A 20,035-nucleotide genomic window follows, 5' to 3' on the forward strand; every position below is an offset into this window, starting at 1 on the left:
TCGTTGTTCGGTCGCGGCGATAGCCGAGGAAAACGGGGTCGGGACGCACACTCGGGCGCGTGGCAACCGCCCGAGCAGGTCCGCGCGTCGCGGAACGGCTCGGGCGGCAAGGCCCGGCGCCTCACCGGGGAGCAGGCGATCCCCGCGTACACCCCGTCGATCGCGGTGCGAAGCATCGACGGGCACCTGGTCCGCACCGGGTTCGAGGTCTACGCCTGGTACCGGCTCGCGCCGCAGCGCTGGTCTTTTCGCTCGGACTCGCAGCGGCGCGACCTGATCGCGGCCATCGCCGGCCAGTACGCCGAGCTGCAGGGCCGCTGGCTGCACCTGCGCGTGACGAACCGGCCGTACCCGATCCGGATGTGGGCCGAGGCGCACGTCTACAACGCGCACGGCCGCCCCGCCGACGTCCCGGGCGCGATGTCGTTCGACGACTACCTGATCGGCGAGCAGCAGCAGCTGATGGGCCGCTCGATGGCGGAAAAAGAGGTCTACATCGGGGTCCAGGTGCAGACCCGCCGGATGGTCGACCGCGCGGTCGAGCGCGCCGCGCCGGTGCTGCGCAAGATCCTGCCCGAGGCCGTCGACGCCGAGCTGACCGCGCTGGACTCCGAGGTCGAGCACCTCGACCAGGTCATCGGCAGCGCCGGGCTGGAAGGCCGCCCGGTGCACGCCGAGGAGATGTCCTGGCTGATGCACCGCTCGTGCTCCCTGGGCCTGCCCGCGCCGCGGAACATGCCCGCCGTGCCGGGCGCGGCCTGGGAGCCCGAAGACCTGGCCAGCTTCACCGACGCCGCCGACTTCTACGCCGAGCCGTACGCGCCGACGGTGACCGTCCGCGGTCGCACCGGTTCCAACGCCGGCGTCTCGCGGCACCTGGCGGTCCTCACCGTCGGGCAGATGCACGGCCTGCAGATCCCCGAGGTCGACGACCCGTGGATCCAGCACGCCGACCGCCTGCCCGCGGCCGTCGAGGTGTCCGCGCGGATCTACGTCCGGCGCCCCGAAGAGGTGGCCGGCGAGCTGCAGCGCCAGATGAACAAGGTGCGCTCGCAGGTCAAGCACTACACCGACGAGCACGAGCTCGAGCCGCCGCAGTCGCTGTCCCGGCAGGCCGGGCGCGTGCTGGAGATCGACGACGAGATGACGTCGGGCTTCACCGCGCTCGCCACCCGCGTCCGCTCCTGGTGGCGGCTGGCGGTGTCCGGCCCGACCGAGCGCGACGCGCTGCGCCTGGCCCAGCAGCTGCTCGACCTGTACAAGCCGAAGATCGCCATCGAGCACCCCGAAGCCCAGTACGCGCTGGCCAGGGAGTTCATCCCGGGCGAGCCACTGGCCTCGGCGGCGTACATGCGCCGCGGCTCGGTCGTCTGGAGCGCTTCGGCGGTCCCGACGGCGACGGCGGAGGTCGGCGACCGCCGCGGCATCCTGCTCGGCGAGACGTGCACGGCGACGCGCCGCCCGGTGGCCTGGGACCCGTGGATGGCCCAGGAGATCCGCGACGGTTCCGGCCTGACGGCGATGGTCGCGGGCCTGGGTGGCGGCAAGTCGTTCCTCGGCGGCGGCATCGTCTACAAGACGTTGCGGGCCGGCGCGAGCTGGACGATCCTCGACCCGTCCGGCCCGCTGTCGCGGCTGTGCGACCTGCCGGAACTGCGGCCGTACGCGCGCCCGATCAACCTGCTCAACGCCCAGCCGGGGATCTTGAACCCGTACCGGGTGGTCGCCGAGCCGCTGATCGAGCACTTCATGGACGAGGACGACCCCGAGCGCTCCTGGCGCCGCGAGAAAGCCCTCGCGGGCGCGACGCGGCGCCGTCTGGTGCTGGACGTCCTGTCCGGTGTGCTGCCGTACGAGGTGTCGCGGATGGCGCAGACGCGGATCGTGCTGCTGCGCGCGGTCCGCACGGTCGGCGGCCGCTTCGACGCGGATCCCGGCCAGGTGATCGACGCGCTCAGGCGGGATTCGAGCGAGCACCACGAGCACGCGGGCGTCGTCGCGGACTTCCTGGACGAGATGCGCGAGCGGATGGCGCTGCTCATCCCGGAGACCGACGCGGACCCGTACTCGGAAACCCGTGACGACCGCTTGACGGTCCTGACGATGGCGGGCCTGACCCTGCCGAAGGACGGCGTCCCCCGCGAGTACTGGACGGACGCGGAGTCCCTCGGCGTCGAGATGCTGAACCTGGCGGCGTGGCTGACCCAGCGGTCGGTGTACGAGAAGCCCAAGGAGATGCGCAAGGGCGTCTGGATCGACGAGGCGTTCTTCCTGTCCGAGGTCCCGACCGGGCGGGTGCTGATGAACCGCTTCGCGCGTGACTCGCGCAAGTGGAACGTCCGCGTGCTGCTGTCGTCCCAGATCCCGGCGGACTTCCTGAAGATCCAGGGTTTCGTGACCCTGCTGGACTCGGTGTTCGTCGGGCGGCTGGACGACGACGACGCCCAGGCCGACGCCCTGCGGCTGCTGAAGGTGCCGGTCGGAGTGGGCTACGAGCAGGTCGTCGCGGCCCTGGGCCGCCGTCCCGGCGCGCAGCAGCGCGGCCTGGAGCGGGACGTGGAGCCCCGCCAGTTCATCTTCGGCGACGGCGCAGGCGGAGTGGAGCGCATCCGCGTCGACTTCTCCGGCCCGCACCTCGACCACCTGCGAGCGGTCATGGACACGACCCCGGGTTCGAAGGACGCGGCGCCCTCGCGGCGACCGGGCAACGAGCTGGCGCTGCCGGCGGACGAGAAGAAGCCGTACGTGGCGGTCCCGCCGGAGGACGACATCGAGCTGGAGCAGGACTTCGAGCTGGCGGCGGAACTGGAGGTCGGCCTGGCCGACGAGAACCTCCTGGGCGCGCCCGACCCATTGGCCGCGGAGACCGGCGAGGTGGAGGGCGGGGTCCAGCCGTCCAACGGGCAGCAGCAACACGCCCGCACGGGTGGAAAGGGCGGCACCGGCCGGGACGCCGCATGAACACCGTGCTGACGCTCGCGGTCCTGCTGACGGTGGCCGCGGGGTGGCACGCGCTCAAACGGCGGATCAAGGAAGGCCCGCGACCGGGCCGGCGCACGCCCGGGCGCAAGGCGACGATGTTCGCCGTGATGCTCGTCCTCGGCCTGCAGGCGATCGCAACCGCCCCGGCAGCAAGCGCGGCGGCCTGCGGCGAAGCACCGAACCCGGAACGCCCCGGCGCGGGCATGGTCGGCGCGATCGACCCGCCGGAGAGCTCCCACGGTGAGGGCTTCAGCCCTTATCGGGCTTACGGGTACGCCGGCATGGTCTGGGACACGTTCCAGACCGACTGCGGCCCGCTGGCGGGACTGGGGTCGCCGAGCGCTTCGATCGACACGTGGGCCGGCAACCAGCTGTTCAACCTCGGCAAGAACGTCGTCGGTGCCACCAATTCACTGCACTACACCGTGTTGCAGGGCAGTCTGCTGAGTCCGCTGTACAACGCGGTCAAGTCGGGCGCGGACAAGATCTACAACAACATCTACGCCCAGTTGTTCGGCCTGGTCGCGTTGCTCATGTCAATCATGATGTTCCGCAACATCTGGCGCGGTGACCTGGCAGCGGTCAGCAAACGCGCCCTCTACGGGCTCGCCGCGATCTGGCTGGCGGCCTCATCGTTGGCGTTGTTGCGCTATCTGGACCCCATCGACAACGCGATCGTGAAGACCACGACCAACATCCAGGCCGGTTTCGTCGACGCCGGAGCGCCGGCGGCGCCGCCGGCTCAGAGCCCGACCCCGGCCCAGATCACGTGCAAGAACAAGGGAACCACGGCGGGCCGGCCGACCTGGGACATCCTGCCTACGGATCTGCACTGCCAGATCGTCTACGAGAACTGGCTTCGCGGCGAGTTCGGATCCTCGACAGCCCCTCAGGCACAACAGTTCGGTGCGCCGTTGCTGGACGCGCGTGCGTTCACCTGGGAGCAGATCCAGCAGGGCGGGGACGCCGACGCGGGGCTGGTCGACTCGAAAAAGGCCGCGTTCAAAGACATCTCCACCAAGCTCGGCCCTGCCACCGGCTACTTCACGGGTGAGGCCGGTGGGCGCACCGGTGCCGGGTTCCTGTCGCTCGGCCAAGCGCTGGTGTACTCGTTGTTCCAGCTGCTGGCGAAGGCATCGATCCTGCTCGCGCAGGTGCTGATCCGGCTGCTCGCCCTGACCGCACCGTTGATCGGCCTGGTCGCGCTGCTCCAGCCCCAGATCCTCCACCGGGTGCTGAAGGTCGCGGGCGGAATCGCGTTCAACCTGATCGTCCTGTCGGTCCTCGCCGGTGTGCACATGTTGTTGCTGCAGGCGATCTTCGCGGCAGGTGACTCGCTGAACATGCTCACGCAGATGGTCCTCGCCGGGCTCATCACCGTGCTGCTGTTCATGGTCGGGCGGCCCGTGCGCCGCCTTTGGCAGATGGTCGAGATGTCGGTCAGCATGGTCGGCGCCGCCGTGCCGTCGCCCGGGGGCGGGATCTTCTCCCGCTTCAAGCGCAACCGCAACGGGCCGACGCCGCAGGACGAGTTCTGGCAGAACGTGCGGGACACCGACGACGTCGTCGACGGTGAGCAGCGCGGGCCGCTCGGGGCGACCGCCGGGGGTGGGCGGTTCCGGCCGGAGGCCACGATCTTCGCCAACGCCCAGCGGCTCGATAACACTTCGGGCGCCGCCCGCCCGGCCGCGGCCTGGTCCGGGGCCTGGCCGGGAGCCGTCGGCGGCGGCGGATCCGCGGGCGCGCTGCCCTCGGGCGGCCGGCCCGGCTCGCCGGTGTTCGGCCAGTACAACCCGGCCAACGGCGACCCGGGTGACTACGTCGTCGTCGGGTCCAACGGCCGGCCGACCACGCGGGAGGAGAGCCGGCGCGTCGACACCTCGCCGGTGGCCGACCGGCGGTGGAACGACGAGCCCGAGCCCGTCGTCGTGCCGTCCGACCTGCGCGCGCCGGAATCCGGCTTCAGCGACTACCCGGCGCAGGACGCGCCCCGGGCGCCGGGTGTGCGCGCCCAGCCGCGTCGCGTCGACCCGGAAGTCGTCGCCGGCAAGCCCGTGTTCGTGCTGTACCGGCCTTCGCGGGGCATCGAGGTCCGCGAGGAACCGCGGGACACCGACCACGTCATGGGGCGGTGACCGATGCCGATCCGCACCAACCGCGGCCGCGCCGCGGTCTACCGGCGCCTGTGGGGCTGGCCGCTGCGCTCGCCGCGCCACCTCATCGGCGCGTTCGTGGTCCTCGCGATCCTGATCACCGCGCTCGGCATCGTGCTGCCCAAGGTCGTCGGCAAGCCGCAGGCCAAGGCCTCGCCCGCCACCGGGACGACGACGTCGGTCACCAAGACCGCGCCGGGCGTCGCCGCGCCGGTGCCGACGTCGAACCTGCCGACGCGGCTGTCCACGCCGCTGGCCACGCCGACCCCGGCCCCGCCGAACGCCGACGCCATCCGCGTCGCCAAGGAGTGGGCCGCGGCCTGGGTGAACCACCCGGCGGGCATGACGTCCGAGCAGTGGCTCGCGCAGCTGAAGCCGTTCACCACCGAGGAGTACCTGCCGGTGATGGGCACGGTGGAGCCGGCGAACATCCCGGCGACGAAGGTCACCGGTGAGCCGGTCGTCGGCACGTCCTACCCGAACTCGGTGCAGCTGACCATCCCGACCGACGGGCCGAAGCTCGCCATGACGGTCATCAGCACCAACGCCGGCTGGCGCGTCGCCGACTACGACCAGGCGAGCTGAGCGTGCGGCGCCTGGGGTTGTGGCTGGGGCTGATCGTGTTCGTCGCGATCGGCGCACTGGTCGTGACCGCGGTCGCCGCGAAGGTCGTCATCGACAACCAGCAGGCCCAGGCGGGGGGCATGTCGCTGATGAGCTGCGACGCCTCGGTCGGGCCGACCCAGCCCGGCCAGGGCGAGCGCGGCACGGTCGACGCGTCCAAGCTCGACGACGAGCAGCGCGGCATCGTCGCGGTGATCATCTCGGTCGGCAAGCAGCGCTCGCTGGCGCCGCGCGCGTGGCAGGTCGCGATCCAGGCCGGGATGACCGAGTCCGGGCTGCACAACCTCACCTACGGCGACCGGGACTCCCTCGGCATCTTCCAGATGCGCCCGTCGATGGGCTGGGGGACGGTCGCGCAGGTCACCGACCCGACGTACGAGGTCAACAAGTTCTACGACGTCCTGCTCGCGGTCCCGGACTGGGAGAACAAGCGCCCCGGCGACGCGGCGCAGGCGGTCGAGCGCTCGGGCTTCCCGGACCGCTACCACAAGTGGGAGCCGATGGCGGCGACGCTGGTGGAGAACGTCGGCCAGGTCGTCGACGTCGTCGCCTGCGGGACGGGCCTGGGCCAGCTGCTGCCGCCGAGCCAGGCCGCGGCGAAGGCGATCAGTTTCGCGCTGGGCGAGCAGGGGAAGCCGTACGTGTGGGGCGCGACGGGCCCGAACTCGTACGACTGTTCGGGCCTGATGCTCCGCGCGTACGAGTCGGCGGGGATCATCCTGCCGCGCGTGTCCCGCGACCAGTACCACGCCGGCGCGTTGCTGCCGGTCCGCGAGGCGCAGCCGGGCGACCTGATCTTCCTGGCCACCGACCCGTCGGACCCGAACAGCATCCACCACGTGATGATGTACCTGGGCGACGGCAAGGTCGTCGAGGCCCAGCAGACCGGCGTGCCCGTGCACACGAGGCCGTTCGAGTTCGACGAGGCGGAAGTGGTTCCGCAGGCGGTCCGCCCCGGCGTTTAGCATGGGTCGCAGAGGGCCTTGACACGAACCGGCCGATTCACCCGACGTCGCGGCGCTTCCACGAGCAGGTGGCCGCGAGCTGGCAGAGGATGAGCACGTGGGACGGAAATTCGGCAAGCGAGGCAAGTCCGGCGGCGGCGAGCCCCAGGACCCGGCGTCGCTGTTCGGCGCGCCCCAGCCCCCTCGCCAATCGGCGCGGCCGGCGTCGAGCACGCCGCTGGCCGACCAGCTGAGCCAGGGCTACCCGGGCGTGGACGCGGGGTACGTCGTCCTGCCCAGGTCATTGGCCGAGGGGATGTCCCTCCCGTGGCAGCACCAGATGGCGGCGTTGCTGGCCCAGTTCCACGCCGAGCACGCGCGGCTGGCGTGGCCGATCTATCGCGTCGTGCCTTCGCGGTACGAGAAGCTGGCGGACCTCGACGAGGAGCAGCTCGCGGAGGCGGGCTACCTGGTGGAGATGGACGCCGACGGGGAGATGGTCTACCGGGAGCGGAGTGGCCGGAAGGTCGACGACCCGTTGAACACCACGGTGCTGGTGTCGTCGTTGGACCCGATTCCTAAGCCCGTCGCGCGTCCGGCTCCGCCGCCTCCTGGGGCGCGTCCGGCGCCAGGGGCACCGGCCCCGATGAACATCGGGCCGGCGCCGGTGTGGCGGACGGTGGCGCAGCCGCCGGGGACGCCTGAGCAGCAGGGGCCTTGGGGGCGTCCGGAGGAGGAGGGGCCGCAGTCTTCGGCTTCGCCTCGGCATGCGGCTCCGCCTTCGCCTGGTGTCGCTCCTTCGGCGGCGGGGGAGATGCCGGTCCACCCGGTATCTCCCGATTTCCAGGCCGGGCCGCCCACGATGCCGGCTGGCGTGGCTCAGGGGCAGCCGCAGGTTCCTGCTGCACCGCGGCAGTCGGCGCCTGCTGTGCCGCAACCACCCGCTGTGCCGCAACCGCCGGCTGAGGTGGAGCAGCCTGCGGTGCCGGAGCCTCCCTCGCCCGTGGCGCAACCGTCCGCCGAGGTGGAATGGTCTGCGCCGCATCCGTCGCTTGCTGTGCCGCAGCCGCCGGCCGCACCGCCACCGTCGGTTGAGGCGGAGCAGCCCGCGGCGCTACGGCCGCCGCTTGCCGAGCCGCAGTCGCCAGTTGTGCCGCAACCGTCCGCTGAAGCAGAGCAGCCGCCAGCCGCACCGCCACCGTCGGCTGAGGGGGAGCAGTCCGCCGAGTCCCGACCGCCGACCGCGGCGGAGGAGCCCGCGGTGCCGACGCCGTCGGTTGAGGTGGAGCAGCCCGTTGTGCCTCAGCCGTTCACTGAGCCTGAGCCGGTTGCGGCCTCGTCGCAGGCACAACCGGAGCGGCCCGCCACCGCCCAGCACCAGCAGTCCGCCGAGGTGGAGCAGTCGACCTCGCCCGAGCCGCCCGTCGCTGTTGAGGCGTCTGGAATGTCGCAGCCGTTTTCTGCCGACGTGCAGCAGGAAACGTCCGGTGCGCCGTCTACGGCCTCATCGGTTGATGAGCCCGCCGATGACCAGGTCGCCGCGCCGGGTGCCGGTGTGGAGTCGTCCGAGGATTCGGCTCCGGAGCAGGCCGACGAACTGCCCTCGGATGGTGAGCGGCCGGTTGCCGGTGCGGAGTCACAAGCCGGCGAGCCTGCTGCTCCGCCGACAGTGATCGGCTCGCACCTGCCCAGGCCGCCGTGGGGGAGCGCCGACCTGCCGTTTTCCGGCAACCCGGCGCATGGCCCTGCGACCCCGGCGCACCCCCAGGGATCGGTTGCCGGGCCCGGTTCTGCGCAGGCACAGGGACTCGGCGCCGCGCACGCACAAGGACCGGCCGATCCCATTCCGGCTTCCTCGGAGCCGCTACCCGGGAACAACCCGGCCTCGCCGCAAGCGACTCCGCTCCCGGGGAGCACTTCGGCCGACCCACAAGCGCCGACCGCGGCACAAGCACCGGCCACGCCCCAAGGGCCGCCACCTACGCAGGCACCGGCTCCCGCGTCGGCCAGCCGGCAAGGGCCGCCGCCAGTGCAATCACCGGCCTCCGCTTCGACGCAGGCTGGCCCACAAGGCCCGCCTGCAGCGCAGACACCGGCGCCGGTCGTGCCGCAAAGGCCGCCGAGTGCGCAAGTACCGACTCCGGCTCAAGCGCCGGCCGCGCCGCAAGGGCCGCCGGGCTCGTCGGCATCGACTGCTGGGCAAGCGCCGGCCGCGCCGCAAGGGGCGCCCTTGGCGCAAGTACCGAGCCCTGCGCCGGCTGGCTCACCAGGCCTGCCGTCCGCACAAGGGCCGCCGTCCGGGCAGGTGCCGACTCCGGTTCAAGCGCCTGTTACGCCGCAAGGGTTGCCGCCCGCGCAGCCAACCGCGCCTGCCACGCCGCAGGGGCCCCCGGTCGGGCAGGTACCGGCTCCTGCTCAAGCCCCGGGTGCCCAGCAGGGCCCCCCGCCCGCGCCTGCCCCGCCGCAGGGGCCCCCGCCCGTGCAGGCACCGCCTCCGGCGCAAGCCCCGGCTGCCCAGCAAGGGCCGCAGCCCGGGCAAGCGCCGCCCCCTGCCCAAACGCCGCCAACCCCCCAGGGCCCGCCACCGGCGCAAGCGCCGGCCACCAACCCACCCCAGCCCTCCCGCTCCAAGCCCGTCTTCCCGGGCCCGGAGTCCACCCCCCAGCCGTTCCCCGCCCGCCACGCCGCGCCCGCCCGTCCCGTCTTCCCGGGCCCCGGGACCATGCCCCCGGCCCCACCTGCGACCGCGCGGCCCGTCTTCCCCGGCAAGGACACCCCGCTCCCGCAACCCACCACCCGCTCCGAGCCGGAAACCCCACCTCGGGGGACTCCGCGCGGGTGGTTCGACGAGCTGCCCGGACAGCAGGAAAACCAGCAGGAAGAAACCCAGGACTTCGGCCCCACCGGGCAACCCACCGAGATCCCCTACAAGTACAAGCGCTGACAGCCGGCCGAGCACCTGCCAGGCTGGGGACATGTCCAAAGACCCGAACCCCGACCAGGGGTGGTACTACAACACCCGCACCAACCAGGTCGAGCACCTCGAGCGCAGCCGCAGCGTCGACCTGCTCGGGCCCTACCCCGACGAGGCCACCGCCCGGCGGGCGCTCGACATCGCCAAGGAACGGACCCGGCAGGCCGACGCCGCCGACGACGACTAGACCGGCAGCCGCGGTCCCAGCACGAACTCCGGGTCCACCTGCGCGGCCAGGTCCGCGCCTGCCCAGGCGCGGACGTTGCGCAGGTGGAACTCGACCGCTTGACGCTGGTAGCGGGCCCAGTCGCGGTGCTCCGCGTCCACCGTCGCCTGCATCGAACGCAGCGTCGAGAGGTTCCGGGGCTCCAGCTCCGTGATCGGGCGGGTCGCGCCGCGCTCCGCCGCGCGGACGTGGCCGGACGCCGACAGCCAGCCCAGCAGGGCGTCGCCGACCTGGTCCTGCAGGAACTCGACGTCCTCCGCGTCCGTGACCTTGTTGCCCACCACCACGAGCCGGACGCCGAAGTCGCGCGCGTAGTCCGCGTACTGGCGGTACACGCCCACGCTGCGGATCGTCGGCTCGCACACCAGGAACGTCACGTCGAACCGCGTGAACAGCCCTGATGCGAACGCGTCCGCGCCCGCCGTCATGTCCATCACGACGTACTCGCCGTCGACGTCGACGAGGTGGTTCAGCAGCAGCTCCGCGGCTCCCACCTTCGAGTGGTAGCACTTGACGCCCAGGTCGTCCTCGTCGAACTGGCCCGTGACGCCCAGCCGGACGCCGCCCAGCTGCCGGAAGCACGTCGCGAACACCGGGTTGTCCTCGAACGGCCGGACCAGGCGGGAGCCGCGGCCCGGCGGGGTCGTCTTGATCATCGACGCCGCGTCGGGGATGCGCGGGTTGTCGCCGCGCAGGTAGTCCTTGATCAGGGCCATGTTGTCCCCGAGCGTCGGCCAGGCCAGTGCTTCTTCCTCGGTCGCGCCGAGCGCGACCGCCAGGTGCTGGTTGATGTCGGCGTCGATCGCCAGCACCGGCAGGCCGGCGTCGGCGAGGTACGCGACGAACAGTGACGAGAGCGTGGTCTTGCCGCTGCCGCCCTTGCCGACGAACGCGATCTTCACTTGTCGGGCACCCTTCTGATAACGATGACGGTTTTCATTATTGCCGGACAACGTACACCCGACCGGCCCGCGCCCGATCGGGCGATCATCGGCCCCTTCCGGGGTTAGGGTTGGGGGGTGCCTCCCCTGGTGATCAGGACACACTCGGCGGGCGGGGACTTCGGGCCCCTGCGCGCCGAGTTTTCGCTGCCGGAGTCGTTCGGGCCCGACGTGCTGGCCGAAGCGGAGGCGGCGGTTCTCGACCCGCTGGCCGAGCCTCGCGAAGACGCGACCGACCTGCCGTTCGTCACCATCGACCCGCCCGGTTCCAAGGACCTGGACCAGGCGATGGTCGTCGAAAGGACCACGCGCGGCTTCCGCGTGCACTACGCGATCGCCGACCTCGCCGCGTTCGTCCCGCCCGGCGGCGCGCTCGACCGCGAAGCGCGCCTGCGCGGGCAGACGCTCTACCTGCCCGACGGCAACGTCCCGCTGCACCCGCCGGTGCTGTCCGAAGGCGCCGCGAGCCTGCTGCCCGGCGAGGTCCGGCCCGCGGTGCTCTGGACCATCGAGACCGACGACGCCGGCGAGCTGACGTCCACCCGGGTGCGCCGCGCGCTGGTCCGGTCCACCGAGCAGTTCGACTACGAGACGGTGCAGGCCGCGCTCGACGCCGGTCACCCGCACCCGTCCGTGGCGGCGCTGCCCGAGCTCGGCCGGCGGCGGCGCGAGCTGGCCGTGCGCCGCGGCGCGGTCGAGCTCCAGCTGCCGGAGCAGGAGATCAGCGGCAACCCGGACGGCGGCTGGGTGCTCGCGCGCCGGCCGCGGACGGTCGTCGACGCCTGGAACGCCGAGATCTCGCTGCTCACCGGGATGGCGGCGGCGCGGATCATGATCGACGCGCAGGTCGGCGTCCTGCGCACGCTGCCCGACCCGGAACCCGAGGCCGTCGACTGGCTGCGCCGCTCGGCCGACGCGCTGGGCATCGCCTGGGCGCCGGAAGCGACCGTCTCGGAGTTCCTGTCCCGATTGGATCCCGGGCAGCCGGCCTCGATGGCGCTCTACGCCGACACGACGCGGCTGCTGCGCGGCGCGGGCTACACGGCGTTCGACGGCGAACTGCCGGCGCTGACGACGCACGCGGGCATCGGCGGCGCGTACGCGCACGTGACGGCCCCGATCCGGCGGCTGGTGGACCGCTTCGCGACGGAGATCTGCCTCGCCGTTTCGGCGGGGCGCGAGGTCCCGGCGTGGGTGCGCGCGGCGCTGGCGGACGTGCCGGAGCGGATGAGCGCGTCGGACACGCTCGCCGCGAAGGTCGAGCGGGCGTGCATCGACCAGGTCGAGGCGTGGGTGCTGGCCGAGCACGTCGGCGGCGAGTTCAGCGCGGTGGTGCTGCGCGCGGACGAGAACAAGGCGGAGATCCTCGTGGAAGACCCGACGGTGATGGCGAAGTGCGCGGGCGAGAAGCTGACCGCGGGGGAGCGGATCGACGTCCGGCTGACCGCGGTGGACGTCGAGCAGCGGAAGGTGTCGTTCGAACGCGCATGACCCACCTCGTCGACGACCTCGGGGAGCCGGTCCCGCTGTCCGGTCCGGCCGCACGCGTGGTTTCGCTCGTGCCGTCGCTGACCGAAGCGCTCGAAGTGAGCGCGCCCGGACGCCTGGCCGGTGCCACCGACTACTGCACGCACCCGTCCGCTTTGGACGTGCCGAGGGTGGGCGGGTCGAAGTACCCGAAGCTCGACCGGGTCCTGGACCTGGCGCCCGACCTCGTGCTGGCGAACTCGGAGGAGAACCGCCCGGAGGACGTGGAACGCCTGCGCGCCAACGGGATCCCGGTCTGGGTGATGGCCGCGGCGGCGTCCGTGCCCGCCGCGCTGGGCTCGCTGCGCCGGATCCTCACCCAGGCGTGCGAGCTGGACGAACCGGAGTGGCTGGTCGCGGCGGAGGAGGTCTGGCGCGAGACCGCGCCGGTGCGGTTCCACGCGGTGGTCCCGGTCTGGCGCAAACCGTGGATCGTCCTGGGCCGCGACACCTTCGGCGGCGACGTCCTGCGCCGGGTGGGGGTGGCGAACGTGTATGCGGGTTCCGGCGAGCGCTACCCGCGGCCGGACGTGGAGGAGCTGCGGGCGCACTTGAGGGCGGACGCCGATCTGCTGGTGCTGCCGGACGAGCCGTACTCGTTCACCGAGGAGGACGGTCCGGACCACTTCCCGGACGCGCGGTACGTGCTGGTCTCGGGACGGCACTTGACTTGGTACGGACCTTCGCTGGTGGAGGCGCACGCCGCGTTGACGGCTGCGCTGGGACAAGGCTAAGCCCGCGGCCAGGCAGGCTTCGTGTCGAGCGAGGAACGCCCAGGCGGCGGGGTGCAGGTCGAACCAGGCCGACGATCGGCTCGCCGCGCACTCGGGCCCGAACTTCCAGGTCGGCTGCGCGCCGGCGAACTCGAGCGCCCGATCGCCTGGCCGTCCGCCCAGGTCGGCTCCGCGTTCGCGGCACCGGCTGGCGCCGGCAGCGCGGGGTCGCGCCGGGTTGAGCCAGATCCGCAGCCGGCGTGCGAGGAAGCAGGCGACTTCGTGTGGCGGGCCACGGCCCTCGGGCTCGGCGGGCCGTCCACACCGTGCGCTCCGGTGCCATTGCGCCGCACGCGCCGGGCTGGCACCGTGGGCCGATGCTGAACGAAGTGGCCGAGGGTGTCTGGGTGCGGCAGAGCACCTGGGTCTGGAGCAACACCACCGTGATCCGCGCCGACGACGGCCTGCTCGTGGTCGACCCCGGCATCGAGGGCGCCGAGCTGGTCGAGCTCGCCGACGACCTCGACCGGCTCGGCGCGCCCGTGGTCGCCGGGTTCTGCACGCACCCCCACTGGGACCACCTGCTCTGGCACCCCCGCTTCGGCGACGTCCCGCGCTACGCCACCGCCGCCTGCGCCCAGATGGCCGGGGAAGTGCGGGAACGGGCGCAGGCCATGGCCGCCGAGACCGCGACCGGTGTCCCGCTCGACGTCGTCGCGCTCCTCACCCCGCTGCCGGCCGACGGCAACCCCGTCCCGGGTGAGGTCGTCGAGCACGACGCGCACGCCGTCGGGCACGCCGCGCTCCTGCTCGCGGACCGCGGCGTGCTGCTCGCCGGGGACATGCTCTCCGACGTCCTGATCCCGCTCCTCGACCCCCGCCGCTCCGGTCAGCAGGCCGCCTACGAGGCCGCGCTCGACGTGCTCGAAAAGGCCGCCGAGCACGTCGACGTCCTGATCCCCGGTCACGGGGCCGTGGCCACGGGACCGGAGATCGCGGCCCGCTTCGCCACCGACCGTGCCTACCTCGAAGCGCTGAGCCGCGGCGAGGAACCGGACGACGAGCGGTGGGGGAAGCGCCGGTAGCTCAGAGCGTCAGTCCGGTCAGGACGGTCACCCGCTCCTCGGTGAAGTCCGCCATCGCCGACGCCGGGCCCTCGCGGCCGACGCCGGAGTCCTTCACACCGCCGTAGGGCATCTGGTCGGCGCGGAAGCTCGGGACGTCGCCGACGAGCACGCCGCCCACCTTCAGCGCCGCCGACACCTCGAACGCCGTCGGGAGGTCGCGCGTGAACACGCCCGCCTGCAAGCCGAAGCGCGAGGCGTTGATCCGGGACACGCCGTCGGCGACCGAAGCCACCCGGACCAGCGAAACCACCGGCCCGAACACCTCCTCGGCCATCACCGACGCGTCCTCCGGGACGTCCGCCAGGACGGTCGGCTCGACCGTCGCGCCCGACCGGCCGCCGCCGGTGAGCAGGCGGCCGCCCGCCTCCACCGCGGCCGACACCCACGATTCGACGCGCGAAGCCGCGTCGGTGGTGATCAGCGGACCGACGTCGACGCCGTCGGCGCGCGGGTCGCCGGTCCGCAGCGCCTCGACCTGCTCGAGCACCTTCGCGGCCAGCGCGTCGAACACCGAGTCGTGCGCGTAGACCCGCTGCACCGAGATGCACGACTGGCCGGCCTGGTACATCGCGAACGTGGCGATCCGCTGCGCCGCGAAGTCGAGGTCCGTCCAATCCGGACAGACGAGGACCGCGCCGTTGCCGCCGAGTTCCAGCGCCACGTGCTTGCGTGGGACGCGGTCGCGGATGGCCCAGCCGACCGGGACCGAGCCGGTGAACGACACGACCGGCAGCCGCGGGTCCTCGACCAGCCGCGACGACGTCTCGTTGTCCACCGGCAGGATCGACCACGACCCCGCCGGCAGGTCCGTCTCCGCCAGGATCTCGCCCAGCAGCAACGCGGTCAGCGGCGTGGCGGGCGCGGGCTTGAGCACGATCGGCGCGCCGACCGCGATCGCCGGCGCCACTTTGTGCGCCACCAGGTTGAGCGGGAAGTTGAACGGCGTGATGCCCAGCACCGGGCCGCGGGACACCCGCCGCACCAGGGCGATCCGGCCGGTGCCGCCCGGGTCGGTGTCGAGGCGCTGCAGCTCGCCCGAGAACCGGCGTGCTTCCTCCGCGGCCCAGCGGAACGTCGAGACCGCGCGGCCGACCTCGCCGCGCGCCCACTTCAGCGGCTTGCCGGATTCCGCCGTGATCAACGCGGCGATCTCTTCGGACCGCTCGCCCAGCGCGCGGGACACGTGGTCCAGCGCGCCGGCGCGGACGTGCGCGGGCAGCGTCGCGAACTCGTCGGCGACGTCGTGCGCGGCCTGCACCGCGGCCTCGACGTCCGAGGCCGAAGGCACGAAGTGCGAGCCCGCGGAGGAACCGTCGTAGGAGTGCCGGACGTCGGCGGTCGAGCCGCCGGTCACCGGCTTTCCGGCGACCCAGAACGGGAAAGTCATGCGAGAGCCTCCGTGCGGACAGCGTGCTCGAGGACCGAGAGGCCCTCGTCGAGCAGGTCGTTGGAAAGGGACAACGGCGGCAGCAGCCGGACGACGTTGCCGTAGGTGCCGCAGGTCAGCACCACCACGCCGGCCCGGTGGCAGGCCGCCGCGACGCGCTTGGTCAGGTCGGCGTCGGGTTCGGTGGTCCCCGGGCGCACGAACTCCGCGGCCAGCATCGCGCCGCGCCCGCGGACGTCGCCGATGACACCGGTCTCGGTGGCCAGCGCACGCAGCCGGGGCAGCACAACGCCTTCGATGCGCTTCGCCGACGAAGCCAAGTCCTCGATCTTCATCGTCTCGATCGAGCCGAGCGCGGCGGCGCAGGCGATGGGGTTGCCGCCGTAGGTGCCTCCCAAACCGCCAGGCGCCACCACATCCAGGAGTTCCGCGCGGCCGGTGACGGCGGACAGCGGCAGGCCGCCCGCGATGCCCTTCGCCGTCGCGATCAGGTCCGGCACGACGTCCTCGTCGGTGGAGGCGAACCAGGAACCGGTGCGGCAGAAGCCGGTCTGGACCTCGTCGGCGACGAACACGACGCCGTTTTCGCGGCACCACGCGGAAATCGCGGGCAGGAAGCCGCGCGCGGGCTCGATGAACCCGCCCTCGCCCTGGATCGGCTCCAGCACCACCGCGGCGACCTGGTCGCCGCCGATCTGCTTCTCGATCCGGTCGATGGCCAGCGCGGCCGCTTCGGGGCCGGACAGGCCGTCGCGGTAGGGGTAGGAGCCCGGCACGCGGTAGACCTCGGGCGCGAACGGGCCGAAGCCGTGCTTGTAGGGCACCGATTTCGCGGTCATGCCCATCGTCAGGTTGGTGCGGCCGTGGTAGGCGTGGTCGAACACGACGACGGCCTGGCGCCCGGTCGCCGTGCGCGCGATCTTCACGGCGTTCTCGACGGCTTCGGCGCCGGAGTTGAACAGCACGGACTTCTTCGCGTGGTCGCCCGGCGTCAGCTCGGCCAGTGCCTCGCAGACCTCGACATACCCTTCGTACGGCGTGACCATGAAACAGGTGTGGGTGAACCAGCACGCCTGCTTGCGGACGCGGTCGACGACGGCCGGCGCGGAGTGCCCGACGTTGGTCACCGCGATGCCGGAGCCGAAGTCGATCAGGACGTTGCCGTCGGCGTCGGTGAGCAGCCCGCCGCTGGCTTCGGTGACGTAGACGGGCAGCACCGAGCTGACCCCGGCGGCGACGGCGTTCGCGCGGCGCTCCTGCAGCTCGCGTGAGACGGGGCCGGGGATCTCGGTGCGCAGCCTGCGCTGCCGGGGCGCCGGCGCCTGCGGCTCGGCGGTGGTGCTTGCGGTCACGGCGTGCTCCTGCGGACGCGGACGGGGGACGTCCTCAGGATGAGTGCCGCGGCGACCGCCGTCAGCTGGCCGTTCTGGACAGTTCGGCGCGTATACTTGTCCGTTGTGGCACTCACGCTGGCCGGACTGGCCGCCGAGCGCCCGCTGGGACTGCGGGCGCTGACCGGCGATGATCTCCTGGATCGCCCGATCGGGTGGGTCCACCCGACGGAGCTGACCGACCCGCAGGCGTTCCTCGAAGGCGGCGAACTGCTGCTGACCACCGGGCTGGCCCTGGACGAGGAGACGTCGCCCGCCTACGTGCGGCGGCTGGTGGCCGCGGGGGTCGCCGGGCTCGGCTTCGGCGTCGGGCTGAGCCACGACGCCGTCCCGCGGTCGCTCGTGGCGACGGCGGCCGAGGTGGGGCTGCCGGTGCTGGAGGTGCCGCGCGAGACGCCGTTCATCGCGATCACGCGCGCGGTCTCGCGGGCGGTGGCGGCCGACGAGTACGCGGCGACGGTCCGGATCGGCCGCGCCCAGCAGGAACTGACCCGCACGGCGGTCGGCAAGGGCGGCCCGGCCGGGGTGCTGCGCAAGCTGGCGAAGCTCGTCGACGGCTGGGTGCTGCTCTTCGACCGCACCACGGTCGTCGAGGCCGCTCCGGCGAACGCGCGGGCGTACGGAGCTTCGCTGCGAGAAGAGCTGGAGCGCCTCCGTACCGGCACGCGGGTTGTCGAGCTCGACGGGCAGGAAGTCGTCCTGCAGACGCTCGACACGAGCGCACGCCGGGTGCTCGCCGTCGGGGCGTCGCTCGACACCGCGGGGCACCACATCGTCAACACGGCGGTTTCGGTGCTTTCCCTGGCGCTGGAACAGGATCGCGCGCAGGCCGCGGCGCGCCAGGCGTTGCGCACCGGGGTGCTGGAGCTGCTCGTCGGCGGTCAGGGCGAGCTGGCGCTGCGGGTGCTGACCGCGTCCGGGGCCGAGCCGCCGCCCGCGCCGTGGTCGGTGCTGGCGTTCACGGGCGCGCCCGCCGCGCGGCGCAAGCTGCTCGGCGCGCTGGAGAGCGAGCCGGTGTTCGCGGCGCGCCGCGGTCCGTCGGTGGTCGCGTTCGGCGCGCCCGACGCCGTGACGGACGCGGCGCTGCGGATCGGCGGCCTGCACGGCGGGCTGGCCGGGCCGGTGTCCCCGGCGGGTTTCGCGGCCGGTCTGGAACAGGCGGAGCTGGCGGCCGGGGTGGCGGAGGCGGAAGGCAAGTTCCTGGTGTCGGCGGCCGAGCACACGGGCCGCGGACTGCTCTCGCTGATCGAACCCGCGGTGGCGCAAGCGTTTGCGCGTGGGCTGCTGACGCCGTTGCGGGAGCACGACGAGACCGGCCGCGGCGACCTGGTGGATTCGGTGCGCTGCTGGCTCGAGCACCACGGCCACTGGGACGTCGCCGCCGCGCGGCTCGGCGTCCACCGGCACACGCTGCGGAACCGGATCAAGAAGGCCGAGGAGCTGCTCGGCCGGGACCTCGACTCACCCGGCGTCCGCGCGGAGCTCTGGGTCGCGCTCCAGGCTCGTGAGTGAGAAACAGGGTTCTAACCCTGTTTCTCACTCACGAGCACGAGGGGGGAGTCGCCGCAGCGGCGCAGCGTCGGGCCGGGTTCCGCGCCCGCGGACCACCAGGCCGGGACGCCGGCCTCCCGCACCAGCGAGCCCGTCGGCTGCCGCACGCTGTTGGAGACGATCACCCGCCCCTGCGCGTTCAGCAGCGCCGCGCCGCGGCCCAGCGCGCGCAGCCGCGGCCGCACCGCCCGCTCGAACTCGCGCACGTAGACGTCCGCGCCCACCACGCCCGCGAAGGAACCCGAAAGCACCACCGGGATCGTGAACGTCAGCGTGTACTCGTCGGTGCACAGGTAATCCACGTACGGGCCGTTGATGTGCCGCCGCCCGGTGTCGCGCGGGACCGTGAACCACGACTGGCGCGTGTAGTCCAGGAAGTTCTCCGCGGCCGGGTCCAGGCTGATGAACAGCTGCGCCGGCGGCGAACCGGCCGTCCACCACTCGAAGCCGAACTCGGAATCGGTGAGCACGCGGGGTGCGCTGACGAACCCGGCACCGATGATCAGGCCGCCCAGGGCTTCGGTGACCTGCGGGCGGATCCGGTGCAGGGCCGCCGCCGACGGGGCTTCCGCCAGCACCGACTCGGCCGCCGAGTGCAAGGGCTTCAGGCGTTCGAAGACCCCTTCCACCAACGCCGAGACCTGCTCGACGACCTCGTCGCCGGCCAGCGTGCGGGTGTCGTTCACGGTGCTCACCTCGATGCGCGGAGTAATGCGGAGTTTAGGGGGCGAGCAGGCCGAGGTGCACGTCCGCGAGCCGGTCGAGTGCGCCGAGGAGGTGCTCCTCGGTGAGTTTGCGGGCCAGTTCGCCGTCGGCCGCGTCGATCGCGGTGGTGATCGCCGCGTGCTCCGCGCAGGAGTGTGCCCCGGGTTCGAACGGCAGCCACAGCAGGCCGCCCAGTTCGCTCTGCAGGTGGACTTCTTCGTGCGTGAGCCGCGGGGACTGCGCGGCCGCGGCGACCTCCAGGTGGAACTGGCGCTCGGCCCGCGTGAAGTCGATGCCGTGCGCCGTGCGGAGGTCGTCGGTCGCCAGCCGCAGCCGGGCGATGTCCTCCGGGGAGCTGCGTTCGGCGGCCAGCTTGGCGGCGGCGCCGGCGATCGCGAGGTAGTGGTCGCCGACGTCCCGGAGGTCGGACAGCGACACCTCGCGCAGCCGCGCGCGCCAGGCGTCCGACGGCGGGTCGGCCGGCGCGCGGACGAAGCTGCCGCCGCTGCGGCCGCGGCGCGTCTCGACCAGCCCCTGCTGCCGCAACGCCACGAGCGCTTCCCGGACCGTCACGGTCGAGACGCCGAACTGCGCGGCCAGGTCGGCCTCGCTGGGCAGCTGCTCTTCGTCGGCGAGGAAGCCGAGCGTGATGGCGTCGACCAGCCGCGCCGCCACCGCTTCCGCCCGCCCGACCTGGCCGAGCGGCGCGAACATGGCGGACCGCGCGCTGTGCGACATGCCCTGGCGCATCGTGCCCCTTCGCGTCGGTGACTACCCGTTCGCACCAATC

General features: G+C 72.8%; 14 protein-coding genes. 9 read left to right on the forward strand and 5 right to left on the reverse strand.

All coding sequences use genetic code 11. From position 1 onward, the window contains the following. Positions 1 to 3 precede the first annotated feature (3 nt). The 5 genes from ACLJQM_RS47240 to ACLJQM_RS47260 all read left to right on the forward strand — a co-directional run bounded on the left by ACLJQM_RS47240 (position 4) and on the right by ACLJQM_RS47260 (position 9,864). Positions 4 to 2,961 carry an ATP-binding protein gene (locus tag ACLJQM_RS47240; RefSeq protein ID WP_360772137.1) on the forward strand — a complete coding sequence of 986 codons (2,958 nt, stop codon included), beginning with the start codon at positions 4 to 6 and terminating at the stop codon, positions 2,959 to 2,961. Next, complete coding sequence (locus ACLJQM_RS47245) at positions 2,958 to 5,117, forward strand: magnesium transporter (protein ID WP_410636553.1); 2,160 nt, start codon at positions 2,958 to 2,960, stop codon at positions 5,115 to 5,117. Before ACLJQM_RS47240 ends, ACLJQM_RS47245 begins: the two co-directional genes overlap by 4 nt. 3 nt (positions 5,118 to 5,120) lie before the next feature. Further along, positions 5,121 to 5,720, forward strand: a complete 600-nt coding sequence (locus ACLJQM_RS47250) for a hypothetical protein (RefSeq protein WP_360772131.1) — start codon at positions 5,121 to 5,123, stop codon at positions 5,718 to 5,720. A gap of 2 nt (positions 5,721 to 5,722) precedes the next feature. Continuing rightward, positions 5,723 to 6,724 (forward strand): C40 family peptidase, encoded by a 1,002-nt coding sequence (locus ACLJQM_RS47255; RefSeq protein ID WP_247014421.1) that lies wholly within the window; start codon positions 5,723 to 5,725, stop codon positions 6,722 to 6,724. Positions 6,725 to 9,678: 2,954 nt separating this feature from the next. Beyond that, positions 9,679 to 9,864 carry a hypothetical protein gene (locus ACLJQM_RS47260; protein WP_360772128.1) on the forward strand — a complete coding sequence of 62 codons (186 nt, stop codon included), beginning with the start codon at positions 9,679 to 9,681 and terminating at the stop codon, positions 9,862 to 9,864. On the opposite strand, the gene ACLJQM_RS47265 is transcribed toward ACLJQM_RS47260, so the two are convergent. Next, positions 9,861 to 10,805 carry an AAA family ATPase gene (locus ACLJQM_RS47265; protein WP_410636554.1) on the reverse strand — a complete coding sequence of 315 codons (945 nt, stop codon included), beginning with the start codon at positions 10,803 to 10,805 and terminating at the stop codon, positions 9,861 to 9,863. The two genes, ACLJQM_RS47260 and ACLJQM_RS47265, sit on opposite strands and share 4 nt — an antisense overlap. Positions 10,806 to 10,934: 129 nt before the next feature. On the opposite strand from ACLJQM_RS47265, the gene ACLJQM_RS47270 reads away from it, so the two are divergent. From ACLJQM_RS47270 to ACLJQM_RS47280, 3 genes are all read left to right on the forward strand, one after another. After that, positions 10,935 to 12,335 (forward strand): RNB domain-containing ribonuclease, encoded by a 1,401-nt coding sequence (locus ACLJQM_RS47270; protein WP_410636555.1) that lies wholly within the window; start codon positions 10,935 to 10,937, stop codon positions 12,333 to 12,335. Continuing rightward, positions 12,332 to 13,105 (forward strand): helical backbone metal receptor, encoded by a 774-nt coding sequence (locus tag ACLJQM_RS47275; RefSeq protein WP_410636556.1) that lies wholly within the window; start codon positions 12,332 to 12,334, stop codon positions 13,103 to 13,105. The genes ACLJQM_RS47270 and ACLJQM_RS47275 overlap by 4 nt, the downstream gene beginning before the upstream one ends. A 356-nt stretch (positions 13,106 to 13,461) precedes the next feature. Then, entirely contained in the window at positions 13,462 to 14,169 is a 708-nt protein-coding gene (locus ACLJQM_RS47280; RefSeq protein WP_410636557.1) for an MBL fold metallo-hydrolase, read from the forward strand. A gap of 1 nt (position 14,170) precedes the next feature. Here ACLJQM_RS47280 and ACLJQM_RS47285 read toward each other — a convergent pair whose 3' ends face one another. Both ACLJQM_RS47285 and gabT read right to left on the reverse strand, forming a co-directional pair. Beyond that, positions 14,171 to 15,598, reverse strand: coding sequence for an aldehyde dehydrogenase family protein (locus ACLJQM_RS47285; protein ID WP_410636558.1), 1,428 nt, complete (start codon positions 15,596 to 15,598; stop codon positions 14,171 to 14,173). After that, positions 15,595 to 16,950, reverse strand: a complete 1,356-nt coding sequence (gene gabT / locus ACLJQM_RS47290) for a 4-aminobutyrate--2-oxoglutarate transaminase (RefSeq protein WP_410636559.1) — start codon at positions 16,948 to 16,950, stop codon at positions 15,595 to 15,597. The genes ACLJQM_RS47285 and gabT overlap by 4 nt, the downstream gene beginning before the upstream one ends. A 105-nt stretch (positions 16,951 to 17,055) precedes the next feature. Here gabT and ACLJQM_RS47295 point away from each other — a divergent pair, with 105 nt between their 5' ends. Then, positions 17,056 to 18,501 carry a PucR family transcriptional regulator gene (locus tag ACLJQM_RS47295; protein ID WP_410636560.1) on the forward strand — a complete coding sequence of 482 codons (1,446 nt, stop codon included), beginning with the start codon at positions 17,056 to 17,058 and terminating at the stop codon, positions 18,499 to 18,501. An 11-nt stretch (positions 18,502 to 18,512) separates the two neighbouring features. On the opposite strand, the gene ACLJQM_RS47300 is transcribed toward ACLJQM_RS47295, so the two are convergent. Further along, on the reverse strand, positions 18,513 to 19,226 hold the full coding sequence (locus ACLJQM_RS47300; protein ID WP_410636561.1) for a cache domain-containing protein: 714 nt from the start codon (positions 19,224 to 19,226) through the stop codon (positions 18,513 to 18,515). A 34-nt stretch (positions 19,227 to 19,260) separates the two neighbouring features. Then, positions 19,261 to 19,995 carry a FadR/GntR family transcriptional regulator gene (locus tag ACLJQM_RS47305; protein ID WP_247014411.1) on the reverse strand — a complete coding sequence of 245 codons (735 nt, stop codon included), beginning with the start codon at positions 19,993 to 19,995 and terminating at the stop codon, positions 19,261 to 19,263. Between the last annotated feature and the right edge of the window lie 40 nt (positions 19,996 to 20,035).

Origin of the sequence: Amycolatopsis sp. cmx-4-83 (assembly GCF_046548815.1) — a bacterium.
Lineage (GTDB): Bacteria > Actinomycetota > Actinomycetes > Mycobacteriales > Pseudonocardiaceae > Amycolatopsis > Amycolatopsis pretoriensis_A.

Bases quoted from the DNA above. Each gene is read 5' to 3' on its own strand.
- ACLJQM_RS47250 (WP_360772131.1), top strand. From the start codon at position 5,121: ATGCCGATCCGCACCAACCGCGGCCGCGCCGCGGTCTACCGGCGCCTG.
- ACLJQM_RS47285 (WP_410636558.1), bottom strand. From the start codon at position 15,598: ATGACTTTCCCGTTCTGGGTCGCCGGAAAGCCGGTGACCGGCGGCTCG.
- ACLJQM_RS47275 (WP_410636556.1), top strand. From the start codon at position 12,332: ATGACCCACCTCGTCGACGACCTCGGGGAGCCGGTCCCGCTGTCCGGT.
- ACLJQM_RS47245 (WP_410636553.1), top strand. From the start codon at position 2,958: ATGAACACCGTGCTGACGCTCGCGGTCCTGCTGACGGTGGCCGCGGGG.
- ACLJQM_RS47260 (WP_360772128.1), top strand. From the start codon at position 9,679: ATGTCCAAAGACCCGAACCCCGACCAGGGGTGGTACTACAACACCCGC.
- ACLJQM_RS47280 (WP_410636557.1), top strand. From the start codon at position 13,462: ATGCTGAACGAAGTGGCCGAGGGTGTCTGGGTGCGGCAGAGCACCTGG.
- ACLJQM_RS47305 (WP_247014411.1), bottom strand. From the start codon at position 19,995: ATGCGCCAGGGCATGTCGCACAGCGCGCGGTCCGCCATGTTCGCGCCG.